The organism is Flavobacterium sp. KY-23415, assembly GCF_055384985.1.
The window spans coordinates 4,005,995-4,022,430 of sequence record NZ_AP044001.1 but is presented as its reverse complement, the minus strand read 5'-3'; the positions used below and the strand labels follow the sequence as shown (position 1 = coordinate 4,022,430).

The following is a 16,436-nucleotide window of genomic DNA, read 5'->3' as shown; positions in this document are numbered from 1 at the left end:
TTATGATTTCCCAAGCAAACTCTCCTGAAGAATATATTAATCAAGTTCCAGATGACAGAAAAGAAGCTGTTATAAAACTAAGGAACATCATTTTAAAAAATCTTCCAGAAGGTTATAAAGAGGTAATGAGTTATGGAATGATTGGCTATGTTGTTCCTCACGAAATATATCCTCAAGGGTATCATTGCAATACAAAGTTACCTTTACCATTTATGAGTTTTGCTTCGCAAAAGAATAGTATAAATTTTTATCACATGGGTATTTATGCAGATAAAAATTTATACGATTGGTTTGTTAGTGCCTACCCAAACTATTCAAAGAAGAAATTAGATATGGGAAAAAGTTGTATGCGTTTTAAGAAACCAGAAGATATTCCATATGAATTGATCGGAGAATTGGTTGCAAAAATAGAAGTAAAAGATTGGATCGCAACCTATGAAAACGCATTTAAAAAATAATTTAACGAATATTTAAAAAGTAAGACCATAAAATTATAGTATTTTTAACTTTTAAACAAAATCAATGAAAATAGCTATAGTTTGTTATCCAACCTTTGGAGGAAGTGGAGTAGTTGCAACAGAATTAGGTCTTGAATTAGCAAGAAAGGGACACGAAATACATTTTATAACGTATAGTCAACCTGTTAGATTAGCATTGCTAAACCAAAATATATATTATCACGAAGTTCACGTACCAGAATACCCATTATTTCATTATCAGCCCTATGAGTTGGCTCTATCTAGTAAATTGGTAGATATGGTGAAGCTGCACAAAATAGAAGTTCTGCATGTTCATTATGCTATTCCTCATGCATATGCAGGCTACATGGCAAAAAAAATGTTAGAAGAAGATGGAATTAGAATTCCAATGGTTACAACACTTCATGGAACAGATATAACACTAGTTGGAAACCATCCTTTTTATAAGCCTGCTGTTAGTTTTAGTATCAATAAATCCGATGTTGTAACAAGTGTTTCTTCAAGTTTAAAAGAAGATACTTATAGACTTTTTGATATTAAAAACGATATTAAAGTTATTCCAAACTTTATCGAAATTAGTAAAGAAAAATTAGATGAAAACGGTCCTTGTCATCGTTCTCTAATGGCAACAGCAGAGGAAAAAATGTTGACACATATTTCTAATTTTAGAAAAGTAAAAAGAATTAGTGATGTTGTTAGGATCTTTTATGAAGTACAAAAACAAATACCTTCAAAATTAATGATGGTTGGTGATGGTCCAGAGAAAGAGGCAGCAGAAAACTTGTGTGTTGAACTTGGAATTCAAAACAAAGTTATCTTTTTTGGAAATAGTAATGAAATAGATAAAATTCTGTGTTTTACAGATTTATTTCTTCTTCCTTCAGAAACTGAAAGTTTTGGTCTAGCTGCACTAGAGGCGATGGCTTGTGGAGTACCAGTTATTTCAAGTAATTCAGGAGGTTTGCCCGAAGTAAATAAAGAAGGTATAACAGGTTATTTAAGCAATGTTGGAGATATAGAAAACATGAGCAAAAATGCAATTTCAATTTTAGAAGACGATGCTAAATTAAATGTTTTTAAAAAAAATGCATTAAAAGTAGCAAGTGAATTTGATATAAAGAAAATTTTACCTTTATATGAAGAAGTATATCAAGAAGCAATTAATTCCTATAAATAAATGAAAAAAAGCGCACTCTATATTATTCTTTTTTCATTTTTATCTTGTAGTTCTGTAAAAGAAGAAATGAAAAAAAACGATCAATTTAAAACGATATATGAATCTTCCTATGGTGGAAATGAATCTAATGGATATGAAATAATTGAGTCAGAAGATAAATTAAAAAAAGAATTGCTTAGGTTGAATGTTCCAAATGAAATTATTGATACTTTAGAAATAGATTTCAAGAAAAATGTTGTTTTAATTTTGCATTTAGGTGAAAAAAATACGGGTGGGTATGGTATAATTGTAGAAAACATACAATTTGAAAATGAGACCTTAATTGTTCAGTCCAAGAAAACTTTTCCCGAAAAAGGAGGATATGTTACCATGGCATTAACGAATCCATTTTGTGTTACAATCATTCCAAAAGCAGCAAAATATATAGTAGAATAAATTTTTGAAGATTAGGTATTAAAAAAGTGGGTAGTTTTTCAAAATTACCCACTTTTTTTAGGCAAATTCAGAAGTAACAAGATTTTTTGAAAAATACTTTAAATAAAAACCTCAATTCATATTAATATAATTGAGGTTTTTTATTTTGTAGTAAAAATTATATGTTTTTATGATTTTTAAATTTGATATTTCTCAACAAGACGCACTTTTCCTATAAAGTATTTTTTTGAATACTTTACGCTGCTAGTTGTGTTTGATTTTTGTAAATTCTTCTTCCTATTTCTTTAGCATTAGCTGTATGTATTCCGAAAAAAATCCAAAGCATTTCACTTTTCTTGGTTCTAGCTTTTATCTTTCGTAAATTATAGTGCTCTTTTTCTTTGCCAAAACTACCTTCTAATCGAGTAGCTCTTTCTTTTTTAATTTCTGAGGCTAGCTTCTTTCTATGCTCTTCGTGTTTTCCAGCTTTTCCTTTTCTAACAAAGTCTGTTTGTATGTTATTTGTGGACGAAAAAGTTCTGTTTTTATTTGTGGCATAAATAGCATCAGCTCCAGTAATTCTTACTTTAGTTTTAGTTAGATTTTGTGCGCAAAATATACTGTTTTGAAATCGAGTTCCTTCGTTAAAGGCACGGTATTCTATATGTTCTATAAAATTGATTCCATCAATTTGAATTTTATTTACTTTTGCTCCAAATTCTACTTGTTTTACTTCTTTACCACGCACAATTGGGCGAATATAACTTTTATTTATGCTAACAATTCTATCGGGAACGCTTTTTCCTGTTGCAAAAATTTTTGATTGTTGTTGGTAAATAAGACGGATTATTCTGCGTTGTTTGCTGTATTTTGTGGTTGGCTCAAAGGAATATTGATTTTCAATTTTACTCAATTCTCCATTAAGTTTATATAATAATTTCAGAAGACCACGAGTCATTTTTGTTCGTTGCTTTGCTGTTTTTTTTCTTTTTCTAGAATACTCATTGTAGCGTTTACACCAATCAATATATTTGGTTCTTGGAAGTTTTATTTTTAAAATTCCACATAATGATTTCATTTGATTGTAATTCCACACAATACATTCCCAAAGTAGTTTCTCATTGGTAGGAAAACGCAACTCACTCTCATAACAAGTGGCATCTATCAAGACTTTGTCTAAATCATTCATATAAGGTAGCCAGCTTTTAGCTAATGTTTCTTGAACTTTTCGAACATCTAATTTTTTGGCTAATTCCATTCTTATTTGGCTAACTATTTTAAAATTTGTAAGCGGGGAATCTAGAGGTAATACAATATCACAAAAGTATTGCATGTAAACATTTCCGTTTAACAACTCGATTAGTTTAGCATCAGAACAACCATAATAGTTTTTTAGCATCATCAAGGCAATCTTACCTTTAGTACTAAAAATGCAATCTGGACCTTTTTTGCACGCTTTCAATTTAAAACTTTGAGAAAGTTCTGAAAAAGGTGTAGCTAGATGAATTTTACCTAAATCAGACTTTAGAAATTGCTCATAAAAAACATTAAAATCTTCATTGATAATATTTAAAGGCAATTTGTGCTGAAATTCACTTATTCGTATTATTTTTGACATACATATTTAAAAGAAAACCCCGTTTTTGACTCTTTTTGAGCATTCTCGGGGTTTATTTCTTCTAAAATACAAATTAAATAACTGATAAGCAAGTATTTATTTAATTGTGAATGTGCCTTTTTAAAGTCTTATAATAATTCTTAGTTTACAATTATTTTCTTTATTGCTTTATTATTGTTTGAAGTTAGTGCTACTAAATAGAAACCACTAGATAAGTTAGAAATTGTATAAGTTGAATTGTTGTTAACTTCATTTAAATTTTCTATACTTTCTATAATTTGTCCATTGATATTGAAAATAGTAATGGAATCTAAGTTTTCAGCACTTGAAATTGTAAAGATTCCGTTTGTTGAAGGATTTGGATAAATAGTTACATTATTAGCAAAAGTAAAATTATCTACGCTCAAAGTATTACAATGACTTGCCCAAATTTGACAAGCATATTCTGGGTGGTCAATAAACGGGTTTCTGTTGTTTTGATAGGTATAAATAGCATTATTTCTATTAATTTCTTTCTGAGAAACAGGGTCATTTAAGTGCCAATCAAGCAAAGTGTATAGAAAAGTATCTGTCAAAACCTGATTAGATGTGCCATTAAACATTGCATAATTCCAATTTGCAACCTGATTTTCATAACGAGTAATAAAATAGAAATAAATCCTTGCAATATCGCCTTTGAATTCGTCTATAGGCTCAAAAACTGTTCCAGTATAGCCCGAAAATAAGCCAGTATTTATATTGTTTCCAAGTTTAGAACCATTAGAAGTTGGGTTTGTAATTCCAGATTGAGAAACTAGATTACTGCCAACATTACCAAAAGGGAAATTACTCCTAAAACCATTTACTCTACCGTCTGTTGGTAATAAATGATGTGCGTCACCTCGCATTGGATTATTTTGACTAAAAATAGATTGTGGAATAACATGCTCCTTATTGTAGCAATCTCCTTCAGAATTATAATTACCACATTCATTTGTTACAGGAGTATAATTATAAGGATCAGCACCATTTGGATTTTCAGAATAAATATCTAAAATAGTACTATTATCATTTTCATAATATAAGTCTAAGTCATTTGTTGCTGTAAATCCGTCAAATGAATCATAGCCTTGATCATTATGATTATTAATAATATTGTATAGTTGCGTTTTCAAAGTATAACCAGACCCCGTAGCCGAATTGTAATATCCAGGTGGGATTTGAGCAAAAATTGAAATAAAACTAAAGATTGATAGCAAAGTAATTTTATTTTTCATACAAGTTTTAATTTTTTCTTTCTAACAAGGCCATATAAAAACCATCAAAGCCACTTTGATGAGCTAATACTTTTCTTTCTTTAACGAAAGTGAAATTTTTTCCAGCTTCAGTGCTTAAAAAATGTTTCACTTGCTCTTCATTTTCAGATGGAAGAACAGAACAAGTAGCATAGACCATTTTACCACCAGGTTTAACAATTTTAGAATAGTTTTGTAAAACTTCTGCTTGCACCTTTTTTATATTATCAATAAATTCTGGTTGAAGTTTCCATTTACTATCAGGATTTCGTTTCATTACACCTAGTCCACTACATGGAGCATCTATTAAAACTCTATCTGCTTTTTCATGTAATTTTTTAATCACTTTTGTAGAATCGATTACTCTAAATTCAACATTATGCACTCCATTACGTTTGGCTCTTAATTTTAATTGTTTCAATTTACTTTCATAAATATCCATGGCAATCAATTGTCCTTTGTTTTCCATTAAAGAAGCCATATGTAGGGTTTTGCCTCCAGCTCCAGCACAAGTATCTACTACTCGCATTCCAGGTTTTACATCTAAAAAATAAGCCACGAGTTGAGAAGAAGCATCTTGTACTTCAAAATATCCTTGTTTAAATACATCAGTCATGAATACATTGGCTCTTTCTTTAAGAATTAATGCATCTGGATAGTCATTTGAAGCTACAGTTTCAATATTCAAATCCATTAAGATTGCTTTCAGTTTCGCTTTTGTTGTTTTTAGAGTGTTCACTCTTAAAATAACCTCAGCTTGCTTGTTTTGAGCTTCAAGTTCTTTTGTCCATACTGCTTCACCCAATTCTTTAACACCCAGCTCATCAATCCAATCAGGAATAGACTCTTTGAATTTTCTAATCTTGGATAATTCATCAAATCTTCCTTTAATTTTCCTTGTTGGTGTGGTTTCAAAATATTTCCAATCAGGTAATGCAATTCCTCTCAATGTAGCCCAAACAGCAAATATTCTCCAAATATTATCTCTAGTATAGGGCTCGCCAACTTCTGCAATTTCAGCATATAATCTTTTCCAACGCACAATTTCATAAATTGTTTCAGCAACAAATTTTCTATCGCTACTTCCCCAACGTTTGTCTTTTTTTAAAGCCCTTGCTACAACTTTATCTGCATACTCACCTTCATTAAAAATTGCAAGTAAAGAATCTATAACAGTAAATACTAAGTTTCTATGTAATCTCATTTTATATTTAATCAGCTTGCAAAGATAATAATAAATACAAAAAAAGCTGCCAATTATAGCAGCTTTCTTTTGTGACAGTTATTTAGTTTCCTCTACTAGAATTTCCACGACCAGACGATGAACCTCTGTTTGAGCTAGTGTTGCCACTTTGTCGAGATGTACTTCTAGATTGTGATACTCCATTTGTTCGTGAATTAGAATTTGATCTTGAAACTGAGTTATTTCTAGATGAAGAATAATCTCTAGTTGAAGAAGTAGTTGTTCTAGGTGTTGTATTGCTGTTACCTCTTGGTGAAGAATAATCTCTAGTTGAAGAAGTAGTTGTTCTAGGTGTTGTATTGCTGTTACCTCTTGGTGAAGAATAATCTCTAGTTGAAGAAGTAGTTGTTCTAGGTGTTGAATTACTGTTACCTCTTGGTGAAGAATAATCTCTAGTTGAAGAAGTAGTTGTTCTAGGGGTTGTATTGCTGTTACCTCTTGGTGAAGAATAATCTCTAGTTGAAGAAGTAGTTGTTCTAGGCGTTGTATTGTTGTTACCTCTTGGTGAAGAATAATCTCTAGTTGAAGAAGCAGTTGTTCTAGGTGTTGAATTACTGTTACCTCTTGGTGAAGAATAATCTCTAGTTGAATTACCATTTTCACCACCTCTAACAGAAGATGTATTTCTATTATCTGTAAGCTCTCTAGAACCAGCTACTCTCGTTCTTATATTTCTATTTTGATCTAATTGTTGTCTGTTTGAATAACCATTGTTTCTATGGGAAAAGGATCTTTCTGGGTATCTTCTTTCATAACCATTGGCTCTTCTACCATGATAACTGTTGTAACCATAGCTGCATCTTCTTGTATTCACATAATGATAGGAATGTCCAAAATTAATATGTATGTTAATGTGATTACGGTATCTAAAAACTGGGAAAGGATTCCAACAAGTATAATAAGTAGGGTAGTAGTTCCAGTACCATGCCGAACAATAAGGACGATAGCTAGTTACCCAAAAAGTAGTATAAATTACAGGTCTGTGAATGTAAACTGGTTCATAAATATAATTTTCACCATACATATAAACATCTCCAACAACTTGCACCTGCACATTGTTATTTCTATCTCTTTCTACTTCTACTGAGGCTACGTCTTGGTAAAGGTCTCTGTCTAAAACAGCTTGAATAACAATGATATGTTCATTCCCTTCTACAGATTCAATTACCCTTAAATAATCAACGAAATTATCATTGTTTAAATCTAAGTTTGAGATTTGAGATTTAGGATCGTTTAAACGTCTTTCAAAATTCTCTAAATCGGATGCATCTCCAAAGATGGTTGCTACAGCTCTTAAATCTAAATTATCACTAATGTCACTGCTATTTGCTCTAACAGTTGTTTTATCTTGCGCAAAGGAAGTTATGGCTAAGAATAAACTAAATATTCCTGTAAGTAAATTCGTTTTCATATCATTCAATATTTATAGTTCTATTAAATGACTTTCAATTATTGTGCCAATAATTTTTTAGGTAATTTTTTTAAGGGTATTTTTATCTTTTAAAAGTATTTTTTTACCAACAATATCAATATATCCTTTTTTGTTAAACTCAGAGAGTAAACGAATACAACTTTCGGTTGCTGTTCCAATCATGCCTGCTAATTCTTCTCTAGAAAGTAAAAGTCTAATGGTTCCATCTTCATTTTTTCCGAAAGTTTCTTCAAGATATAATAATGTTTCTGCTAATCTTTGTTTAACCGTTTTTTGAGCCATATTTACCATGTGGTCGTCTGCTTCTTTTAAATCTCCGCAAATAGTTTTCATAACATTCATTGAAAACTCATTGTTTTGATTGAAAAATTGTAAAATTTCTGCTTTAGGCACAAAACAAACTTCCATATCTTCTAATGCTACAGCAGATAAATTAGCAGATTCTTCACTAATCATAGACCGTTGCCCAAGCAGTTCTCCTGGTTTTACCAATTTAATAATTTGGTCTTTACCATTTGCACTCAATTTAGATAATTTGCAAACACCATCTTTAATGCAAAAAATTCCATTGAGCGTTTCTCCTTCTTCAAAAAGGGGTTGCCCTTTTTTAATAGTATAAGCTGTTTTACAATTGGCAACTTTAATTAGTTCTTCTTTTGTTAGTGCTTTTATAGAACTAAACTGTCTTACAATGCATTGTTCACATTTACTCATAGATGGGGGAATTGATAATGCTACAAAGATAACTAAAGTATGATAAATATCATATTTTTAATGCATCCCTTTTCCAAACTTTGTAGTAGGTAAAATGAGCAAATTATGGATACAAATAATTGTTTCCATTGTGGTAATGAAATTATAAAAAAAGATGAAATTATTTTCGATGAAAAATCCTTTTGTTGTAATGGTTGCAAGACTGTTTACGAGATTTTTAGTCAGAACGATTTAACCTGCTATTATGATTTTCAAAACGCTCCTGGAGCAACACCACAGGAAATTAACGGAAAATATGATTTTTTAGAAGATGAAAAAATTATTGCAAAGCTTCTCGAATTCCAAGAAAACACAACGAGTATTGTTTCATTGTATATTCCTCATATACACTGTAGTTCGTGTATTTGGATTTTGGAGAATCTACAAAAACTTCAAGAAGGTATAAGTACTTCACAAGTAAACTTCCCAGAAAAAAAAGTACGAATTACATTTAACAATACAAAAGTATCTCTTAAAGAACTAGTCTATCTATTAAGTTCTATCGGGTATGAACCTTATATTAGTCTGGATAATTTTGAAGAAGGAAAGAAGAATGTAGACAGAAGTTTAATCTATAAATTGGGTATAGCTTTTTTCTGCTTTGGAAATATAATGCTATTATCTTTTCCAGAATATTTTGAAGTGGAAGAATTTTGGATTAATCAATATAAAGGTTTTTTTAGATGGTTAATATTCGGACTTTCCTTGCCTTCTTTTCTTTATTCGGCTAGCGATTATTACGTTTCTGCCTATAAAAGTATAAAATCTAAAATGCTGAATATCGATATTCCTATTGCTTTAGGAATAGTCGTCATGTTTGTTCGAAGTACAATAGATATAATTTTTGATTTTGGACAAGGCTTTTTTGATAGTTTAACAGGTTTGATATTCTTTATGCTACTTGGGAAACTTTTTCAGCAAAAAACCTATAGTTTTCTTTCTTTTGAAAGAGATTATAAATCCTATTTTCCAATTGCCATTACTAAAATAGATCAATTAGGAAAAGAAATTCCAGTTCAAGTATATGACATTGAAAAAGGGGATCGATTATTAATTAGAAACCAAGAATTAATTCCAGTTGATGGTATTTTAATTTCAGATACTGCTTCTATCGATTATAGTTTTGTTACTGGTGAAGCTATTCCAATTGAAAAAAAATCTGGAGATAAAGTCTATGCTGGTGGTAAAATTACTGGAAAAGTGGTAGAATTAGAAGTTCTATTTTCTGTTTCTCAAAGTTATCTCACACAGCTATGGAGTAATGATGTTTTTCAGAAAAAAATAGATCAAAAACACAAAACAATCACAGATACAATTAGTCAATATTTTACTCCAATTTTGCTAATCTTAGCTTTTTTAGTATTTGGAATCTGGCTTTTTATAGATCTTTCAACTGCTTTTAATGTTTTCACAGCTATTCTGATTGTTGCTTGTCCTTGTGCATTAGCTTTAACAGCTCCTTTTACTCTAGGAAATGTATTGCGAATAATGGGTAATCAGAAATTGTATTTGAAAAATGCAACGGTTATTGAACAATTAGCAAAAGTCGATACTATTGTTTTTGATAAAACTGGGACAATTACGTCAAATAAAAAATCATCAGTAAATTTCCATGGAGAAGAGTTAACCAATAATGAATTAAAACTGTTAAAAAACGTTATAAGAGGTTCAAATCATCCTTTAAGTAGAAAGATATATGATTATTTACCTCATTTCGATAAGGTAGAAGTGAGTCAGTTTAATGAAATTACAGGGAAAGGTATAGAAGCGAAAATAGGTGAAGTCTTTTTTCAAATTGGATCTTCTTCATTAGTGAATGTTGCAAACCAAGAATCCTCAAAACAAACTAAAGTTCATGTTAGAATAAGCGATATTTATAAAGGCTATTATTTTTTCGATAATCAATACAGAAATGGCATAGAAGCACTGTTTGAAAAATTGAGTACGCACTATGAATTGAAAATTCTCTCGGGTGATAATGATGGTGAAAAAGAAACTTTGCAAGGGCTATTGCCAGAAAAAACAGAATTAATATTTGACAGAAAACCAGAACAAAAGCTAGAATATATTGAACAACTCCAAAAACAAGGCAAAAATGTAATGATGATTGGTGATGGATTGAATGATGCTGGAGCTTTAGCGCAAAGTAATGTTGGAATATCTATTTCAGAAAATGTAAATGTGTTCTCTCCTGCTTGTGATGGAATCATGGATGCCAGTCAATTCTCAAAAATAGGTTATTACTTGAATTTTTCTAAAAATGCGATGCGTACTATTTATATGAGTTTTGGACTTTCTTTTTTGTATAATTTAGTTGGATTATCGTTTGCTATTACAGGTAATTTGTCTCCATTAGTAGCTGCTATTATTATGCCTTTAAGTTCTATAACTATAGTAAGTTTCGTTACAATTATGTCTAATTATTATGCAAAAAAGAAAAATTAACATTTATTAACAGATATGACAAATATCATATTTTAAGAGCGGTCTAGGAACTAAATTTGTGATATAAATTTTAAGGTATGAGTGTAATTTACGTATTAATCACAATCAGTATAGTTGTTGCTGTTGGGTTTTTAGCGGCTTTTATAAGAGCTGTTAAAAGCGGACAGTATGACGATGACTATACTCCATCGGTCAGAATGCTATTTGACGATGAACTAAAGAAAAATCCAAAGAATAAAATAATTAAAGTAGAAAAACAAAAATCAATCTAAATTATGGAGATGCAACAATTTTATTACGACAACAAAATTGTAAAGAAATTCCTCTATGCGAGTATCTTGTTTGGAGTCGTAGGTATGCTAGTAGGTTTAATAGTAGCACTAATGTTCATTTTTCCAAATATGACCGACGGTATTTCATGGTTAAGTTTTGGAAGATTAAGACCATTGCACACAAATGCAGTAATTTTTGCATTCGTAGGTAATGCAATATTTGCAGGGGTTTATTATTCCCTACAACGTTTGTTAAAAACAAGAATGTATAGTGACTTATTGAGTAATATAAATTTCTGGGGTTGGCAACTAATCATTGTAGCTGCAGCAATAACATTACCTTTAGGTTATACAACTTCAAAAGAATATGCTGAACTAGAATGGCCAATAGATATTGCAATTGCATTAATTTGGGTGGTTTTTGGTATAAATATGATAATGACAATCCTAAGAAGAAGAGAACGTCATTTATATGTTGCCATCTGGTTCTATTTAGCTACATTCGTAACAGTTGCTGTACTGCACATTTTTAACAGTTTAGAATTACCAGTTTCTGCATTAAAAAGTTATTCCGTTTATGCAGGTGTGCAAGATGCATTAGTGCAATGGTGGTATGGGCATAATGCAGTAGCCTTTTTCCTTACTACTCCTTTCTTAGGGTTAATGTACTATTTTGTTCCTAAAGCAGCTAATAGACCAGTATATTCATATAGATTATCTATCATTCACTTTTGGTCGTTAATTTTCCTTTATATTTGGGCTGGTCCTCACCACCTTTTATATACTGCATTACCAGATTGGGCTCAAAACTTAGGTGTAGTTTTCTCAATCATGTTGATTGCTCCATCTTGGGGAGGTATGATTAATGGGTTATTAACATTAAGAGGTGTTTGGGATAAAGTTCGTACAGAGCCTGTGTTGAAATTCTTTGTAGTAGGTATTACAGGATATGGTATGGCAACTTTTGAAGGGCCAATGTTATCCCTTAAAAATGTAAATGCTATTGCACACTTTACAGATTGGATTGTGGCTCACGTTCACGTGGGAGCATTAGCTTGGAATGGTTTCATGACTTTTGGTATGATCTATTGGTTAATCCCAAGAATGACAAAAACAAAATTATATTCTACAGCTTTAGCTAATTTCCATTTCTGGATCGGTACTCTAGGTATCATTCTATATGCACTTCCAATGTATGTTGCAGGTTTCATGCAAGCTTCAATGTGGGATCAGTTCAAACCAGACGGAACATTACAATATGGTAACTTCCTTGAAACAGTAACAGAAATTATGCCTTTCTATGTTATGAGAGCCATTGGAGGTACCTTGTTTGTTATTGGTCTATTAGTGTTGGTTTATAATATTATTAGAACAGTATTAGCAGGAAAAGCAGTTGAAGATGAATTAGCAGAAGCACCAGCACTAGCTAAGATTGCTGCAGGAAGAATGAAAGGTGAAAAATTCCACCCATGGTTAGAAAGAAAACCAATCCAGTTAACTATTTTAGCTACAATTGCTATTTTAATTGGAGGAATTATACAAATTGTTCCAACAATCATGGTAAAATCGAATGTACCAACAATAGCAAGTGTAAAACCATATACACCTTTAGAACTAGAAGGTAGAGATATTTATATTCGTGAAGGTTGTAATAACTGTCACTCTCAAATGATTCGTCCATTCCGTTCAGAAGTAATGCGCTATGGAGAATATTCTAAAGCTGGTGAATTTGTATATGATCATCCTTTCTTATGGGGTTCTAAACGTACAGGTCCTGATTTAGCAAGAGAAGGTGTACCAGGAAAACCAAACAATGGAGGAAGACCAGACGATTGGCACTTTAACCACATGTGGGATCCGCAAAGTACTTCAGATGGTTCTATAATGCCTGGGTATAAATGGATTATTAGAAACACATTAGACAAATCGGCTACGCAAGATAAAATGAGAGCAATGCAAGCTTTAGGTGTGCCATATACCGATTTAGAAGTAAAAACAGCAATGGATTCAATTGCGAAGCAAGCCGCAAAAATTGAAGCGAATTTATTGAAAAATAAAGACATCAAGAAAACGTTTGATGACCTAAAAGCAACAAAAGGTTCAGATTTTGTTCCTGCAAGAGATAGAGAAATCGTTGCCTTGATTGCCTATTTGCAAAGATTGGGTACAGATATTACAAAACAAGATAACGCTAAATAATTGAGATATGCTAAAATTTATAAAACATAATTTAGAGACCATTTCTGGTGTTGAAATATATCCAATTATATCATTAGTAATTTTCTTTTCCTTTTTTGTTGGATTGTTCTTCTGGGTATTCAGTTACAAGAAAGACAAGATTAAGGAACTAAGTGAAATGCCAATCAAAGATTAATTTTTAAAGATTTTAAAATGAAAAACATAATCCCTTCATACGTAAGAGTACCATTACTATTTGCAACTGTTTTTGCAGGAATGGAATTCTTCATAGACTCAGGAGATAAACCCGCTTTTATAAAGTATCCAATGGTATCATTATTTTTAGGTGTGTTTTTATTCCTACTTATAGCGATAGAAATTGTAATCAGTGCGGTAGATAAAGTAACTTACCAATTGTTGAGTGAAGAACAAAAGAAACAATTAGAAGAAGCACAATCACTTTCTTTCACAGAAAGCAAGTGGTATAAAAGCTTAACACGTTCAAAAGCAATCGAAGAAGAAGCAGACGTAATGCTAGATCATGATTATGATGGTATTAAAGAGCTAGACAACGTTTTGCCACCATGGTGGGTCTATTTATTCTATGGTTGTGTCGTTTTTGCAATAGTATATTTAGTGCGCTTCCATGTAGTGGGAGACTATACTCAGGAACAAGAATACGAAATGTCACTTGTTGAAGCTCAAAAAGAACATGAAGAATATCTAAAAGCGAACCCTATTCAGGTAAATGTAGATAATGTAGAATTATTAACAGACGAAGCAAGCATTGCAGAAGGAAAGAAAATTTTTGGAGAAAGTTGTGTGGCTTGTCACGGTGCCAATTTACAAGGAGGAATTGGTCCTAACCTAACAGATAAGCATTGGATTAATGGAGGAGGAGTTAAGAATATCTTTAAATTAATTTCAGAAGGAAGTAGCAAAAACCCAACAATGGCTCCTTGGAAAGATGTCATAAAATCAACAGACATCCAAAAAATTGCGAGTTACATTATTTCTTTAGAAGGTTCAAATCCTAGCGAAGCCAAAGCACCAGAAGGAGAAATATGGGTTGCAGAAGGAGCAGCAGCAACAGAAAAAGCAGCACCAATTGAAAATGTAGATACAGTAGTAGATACTTTAACTGTTAAATAACAAATAAAAGGTTTAGTGCACTACTAAACCTTTTATTAATATATAAAAAAATGGCAAAATTACCCGATGAAAGTTTTAGAGATAGTATCGGTACTATCAATGAAGAAGGAAAGAGGAACTTTATTTTTCCAAAAAAACCAGTAGGTAAGCTCTATGAAAAGAGAAAGCTACTAAGTTATGGTCTTTTAATTTTTTTATTGTCGGCACCATTTATTAAAATTAATGGTAATCAGTTCCTATTATTTAATGTTTTAGAACGAAAATTTTCAATATTTGGTTTTCCATTTTGGCCACAGGATTTTTATCTGTTCGTGATTTCAATGATAATTGGAGTAGTAGGTCTAACACTCTTTACAGTTGCATTTGGTAGAATATTTTGCGGTTGGTTTTGCCCACAAACCATTTTTTTAGAAATGGTTTTTCGCAGAATCGAATATTGGATAGATGGCGATAGGGGGGCTCAAATGCGACTAGCTAAACAAGAATGGAATGCAGAAAAAATTAGAAAAAGAGTTACAAAGTGGATTATATTTTTTATAATATCATTTATAATCGCAAATGTTTTTTTAGCCTATTTAATAGGAAGTGAAAAAGTGATTGAGCATATTAAGGAAGGACCAATAGAAAATGGAAAAACCCTAATTGCATTATTAATTTTTACAGGAGTATTCTATTTCATTTTTGCATGGTTCAGAGAGCAAGTATGTATTATTGCTTGTCCCTATGGAAGAATGCAAGGAGTACTTTTAGACAATAAATCCATAAATGTTGCCTACGATCATGTTCGTGGAGAAGGAGAAAAGGGTAGAGCCAAATGGGATAAAAGAGAAAATAGAGCCGAAACAGGAAAAGGAGATTGTATCGATTGTAAACAATGCATACATGTCTGCCCTACAGGGATAGACATTCGTAATGGAACTCAATTAGAATGTATTAATTGTACTGCCTGTATCGATGAATGCGACACTATTATGGATAAAGTAGGCTTGCCAAAAGGACTAATTCGTTATGCAAGTGAAGATGAAATAGTAAAAAAAGAAAAGTTCAAGCTAACCACTAGAATGAAAGGCTATATCGCTGTGTTAACCATATTGATAGGTGTTTTAGCAGGATTACTTTTTCTCAGAAACGATGTAGAAGCAAAAGTACTACGTTTGCCAGGACAACTCTACCAACAGAGAGGAGAAATGATTAGCAATGTTTTCACCTATAAAATAATAAACAAAACCGTTCATGATTTCGACAATATAACCATAAAACTCGAAAAACCCGAAGGAGTAGTAAAAATAGTAGGAAACACTCACATTACCATTCCGGCAGAAAAATCATTTCAAGGAACATTATTCATAGAAATAAAAGCAAAAGAATTACAAGACGACAAGATGAAAGTAAAATTAGGCTTTTACAATAATGGTAAATTAATAGAAACAACAAAAACAACCTTTCTAGGACCAAGATCATTTAATTAGGTTTTAGAATTTAAACAGATTAAAAATGAAAATTAATTGGGGAACAGGAATCATAATCGCATTTGCACTATTCATATCATTCATTTTATATTTTGTTCTGAAAGTGCAATTAAATGACAACTACGACAGAGAATTAGTAGTTAGCGATTATTACCAACAAGAACTAAAAGTGCAAGCCAATATTGAAAAAACAAACAATGCCAATGCATTAGAATCAAAGTTAACATTCGAGAAAGTTGCAGAAGGAATAGCCATTTCCTTTCCAGAAAACTTCGATTATAAATTAATTAAAGGAAAAGTGTCCCTATACCGACCGTCTAATCAGAAATTAGATGCTGAAATGCAAATTTCATTATCTTCTTCACATTTGCTCATACCTAAAAGTAATCTGGTGGGCGGTCTTTGGGACATTACTATCGATTGGGAATATCAAGGAGTGTCCTATAGAAATAAAAAATCAATCTACTATTAGTGAATAAAATTAAAGCTTAGTAATAAATTCAATTTTTAGGAATATAAATTTTACTTTC

Annotated in this window: 15 protein-coding genes; 10 read left to right on the top strand and 5 right to left on the bottom strand. The window is 31.4% G+C overall.

Going from position 1 to position 16,436, the window contains the following annotated elements; genetic code table 11:
* The first annotated feature begins 2 nt into the window (after positions 1–2).
* The 3 genes from ACZ49Z_RS17630 (at position 3) to ACZ49Z_RS17620 (ending at position 2,091) form a co-directional block, all read left to right on the top strand.
* A complete protein-coding gene (locus ACZ49Z_RS17630; protein ID WP_464305614.1) occupies positions 3–458 on the top strand; it encodes a DUF1801 domain-containing protein in 456 nt (151 codons plus the stop codon).
* A 64-nt stretch (positions 459–522) separates the two neighbouring features.
* Complete coding sequence (gene bshA / locus ACZ49Z_RS17625; protein ID WP_464305613.1) at positions 523–1,656, top strand: N-acetyl-alpha-D-glucosaminyl L-malate synthase BshA; 1,134 nt, start codon at positions 523–525, stop codon at positions 1,654–1,656.
* Positions 1,657–2,091 carry a protease complex subunit PrcB family protein gene (locus tag ACZ49Z_RS17620; RefSeq protein WP_464305612.1) on the top strand — a complete coding sequence of 145 codons (435 nt, stop codon included), beginning with the start codon at positions 1,657–1,659 and terminating at the stop codon, positions 2,089–2,091.
* 235 nt (positions 2,092–2,326) lie between these two features.
* On the opposite strand, the gene ACZ49Z_RS17615 is transcribed toward ACZ49Z_RS17620, so the two are convergent.
* From ACZ49Z_RS17615 to ACZ49Z_RS17595, 5 genes are all read right to left on the bottom strand, one after another.
* Entirely contained in the window at positions 2,327–3,688 is a 1,362-nt protein-coding gene (locus ACZ49Z_RS17615; protein WP_464304430.1) for a transposase family protein, read from the bottom strand.
* Between the two features lie 140 nt (positions 3,689–3,828).
* Positions 3,829–4,944 (bottom strand): endonuclease, encoded by a 1,116-nt coding sequence (locus ACZ49Z_RS17610; protein WP_464305611.1) that lies wholly within the window; start codon positions 4,942–4,944, stop codon positions 3,829–3,831.
* 7 nt (positions 4,945–4,951) lie between these two features.
* Entirely contained in the window at positions 4,952–6,166 is a 1,215-nt protein-coding gene (locus ACZ49Z_RS17605; RefSeq protein ID WP_464305610.1) for an RsmB/NOP family class I SAM-dependent RNA methyltransferase, read from the bottom strand.
* A gap of 82 nt (positions 6,167–6,248) precedes the next feature.
* Complete coding sequence (locus ACZ49Z_RS17600; RefSeq protein ID WP_464305609.1) at positions 6,249–7,616, bottom strand: hypothetical protein; 1,368 nt, start codon at positions 7,614–7,616, stop codon at positions 6,249–6,251.
* A 57-nt stretch (positions 7,617–7,673) separates the two neighbouring features.
* The gene (locus ACZ49Z_RS17595) at positions 7,674–8,351 is read right to left on the bottom strand and encodes a Crp/Fnr family transcriptional regulator (RefSeq protein ID WP_464305608.1); all 678 of its coding nucleotides are present in this window, start codon (positions 8,349–8,351) and stop codon (positions 7,674–7,676) included.
* A gap of 105 nt (positions 8,352–8,456) precedes the next feature.
* Between ACZ49Z_RS17595 and ACZ49Z_RS17590 the strand changes: the two genes are divergently transcribed.
* The 7 genes from ACZ49Z_RS17590 to ACZ49Z_RS17560 all read left to right on the top strand — a co-directional run bounded on the left by ACZ49Z_RS17590 (position 8,457) and on the right by ACZ49Z_RS17560 (position 16,378).
* On the top strand, positions 8,457–10,835 hold the full coding sequence (locus ACZ49Z_RS17590) for a heavy metal translocating P-type ATPase (protein WP_464305607.1): 2,379 nt from the start codon (positions 8,457–8,459) through the stop codon (positions 10,833–10,835).
* Between the two features lie 77 nt (positions 10,836–10,912).
* Positions 10,913–11,107 (top strand): cbb3-type cytochrome oxidase assembly protein CcoS, encoded by a 195-nt coding sequence (gene ccoS, locus ACZ49Z_RS17585; RefSeq protein ID WP_464305606.1) that lies wholly within the window; start codon positions 10,913–10,915, stop codon positions 11,105–11,107.
* 3 nt (positions 11,108–11,110) lie between these two features.
* On the top strand, positions 11,111–13,306 hold the full coding sequence (ccoN, locus tag ACZ49Z_RS17580) for a cytochrome-c oxidase, cbb3-type subunit I (protein ID WP_464305605.1): 2,196 nt from the start codon (positions 11,111–11,113) through the stop codon (positions 13,304–13,306).
* A 7-nt stretch (positions 13,307–13,313) separates the two neighbouring features.
* Positions 13,314–13,481 (top strand): CcoQ/FixQ family Cbb3-type cytochrome c oxidase assembly chaperone, encoded by a 168-nt coding sequence (locus ACZ49Z_RS17575; RefSeq protein WP_445711863.1) that lies wholly within the window; start codon positions 13,314–13,316, stop codon positions 13,479–13,481.
* Positions 13,482–13,498: 17 nt separating this feature from the next.
* Positions 13,499–14,437: a cbb3-type cytochrome c oxidase N-terminal domain-containing protein gene (locus ACZ49Z_RS17570; RefSeq protein WP_462679357.1), complete on the top strand. Its 939-nt coding sequence runs from the start codon at positions 13,499–13,501 to the stop codon at positions 14,435–14,437.
* Between the two features lie 50 nt (positions 14,438–14,487).
* The gene (gene ccoG / locus ACZ49Z_RS17565) at positions 14,488–15,906 is read left to right on the top strand and encodes a cytochrome c oxidase accessory protein CcoG (protein ID WP_464305604.1); all 1,419 of its coding nucleotides are present in this window, start codon (positions 14,488–14,490) and stop codon (positions 15,904–15,906) included.
* 25 nt (positions 15,907–15,931) lie between these two features.
* The gene (locus ACZ49Z_RS17560; protein WP_462679355.1) at positions 15,932–16,378 is read left to right on the top strand and encodes a FixH family protein; all 447 of its coding nucleotides are present in this window, start codon (positions 15,932–15,934) and stop codon (positions 16,376–16,378) included.
* Positions 16,379–16,436: the final 58 nt, after the last annotated feature.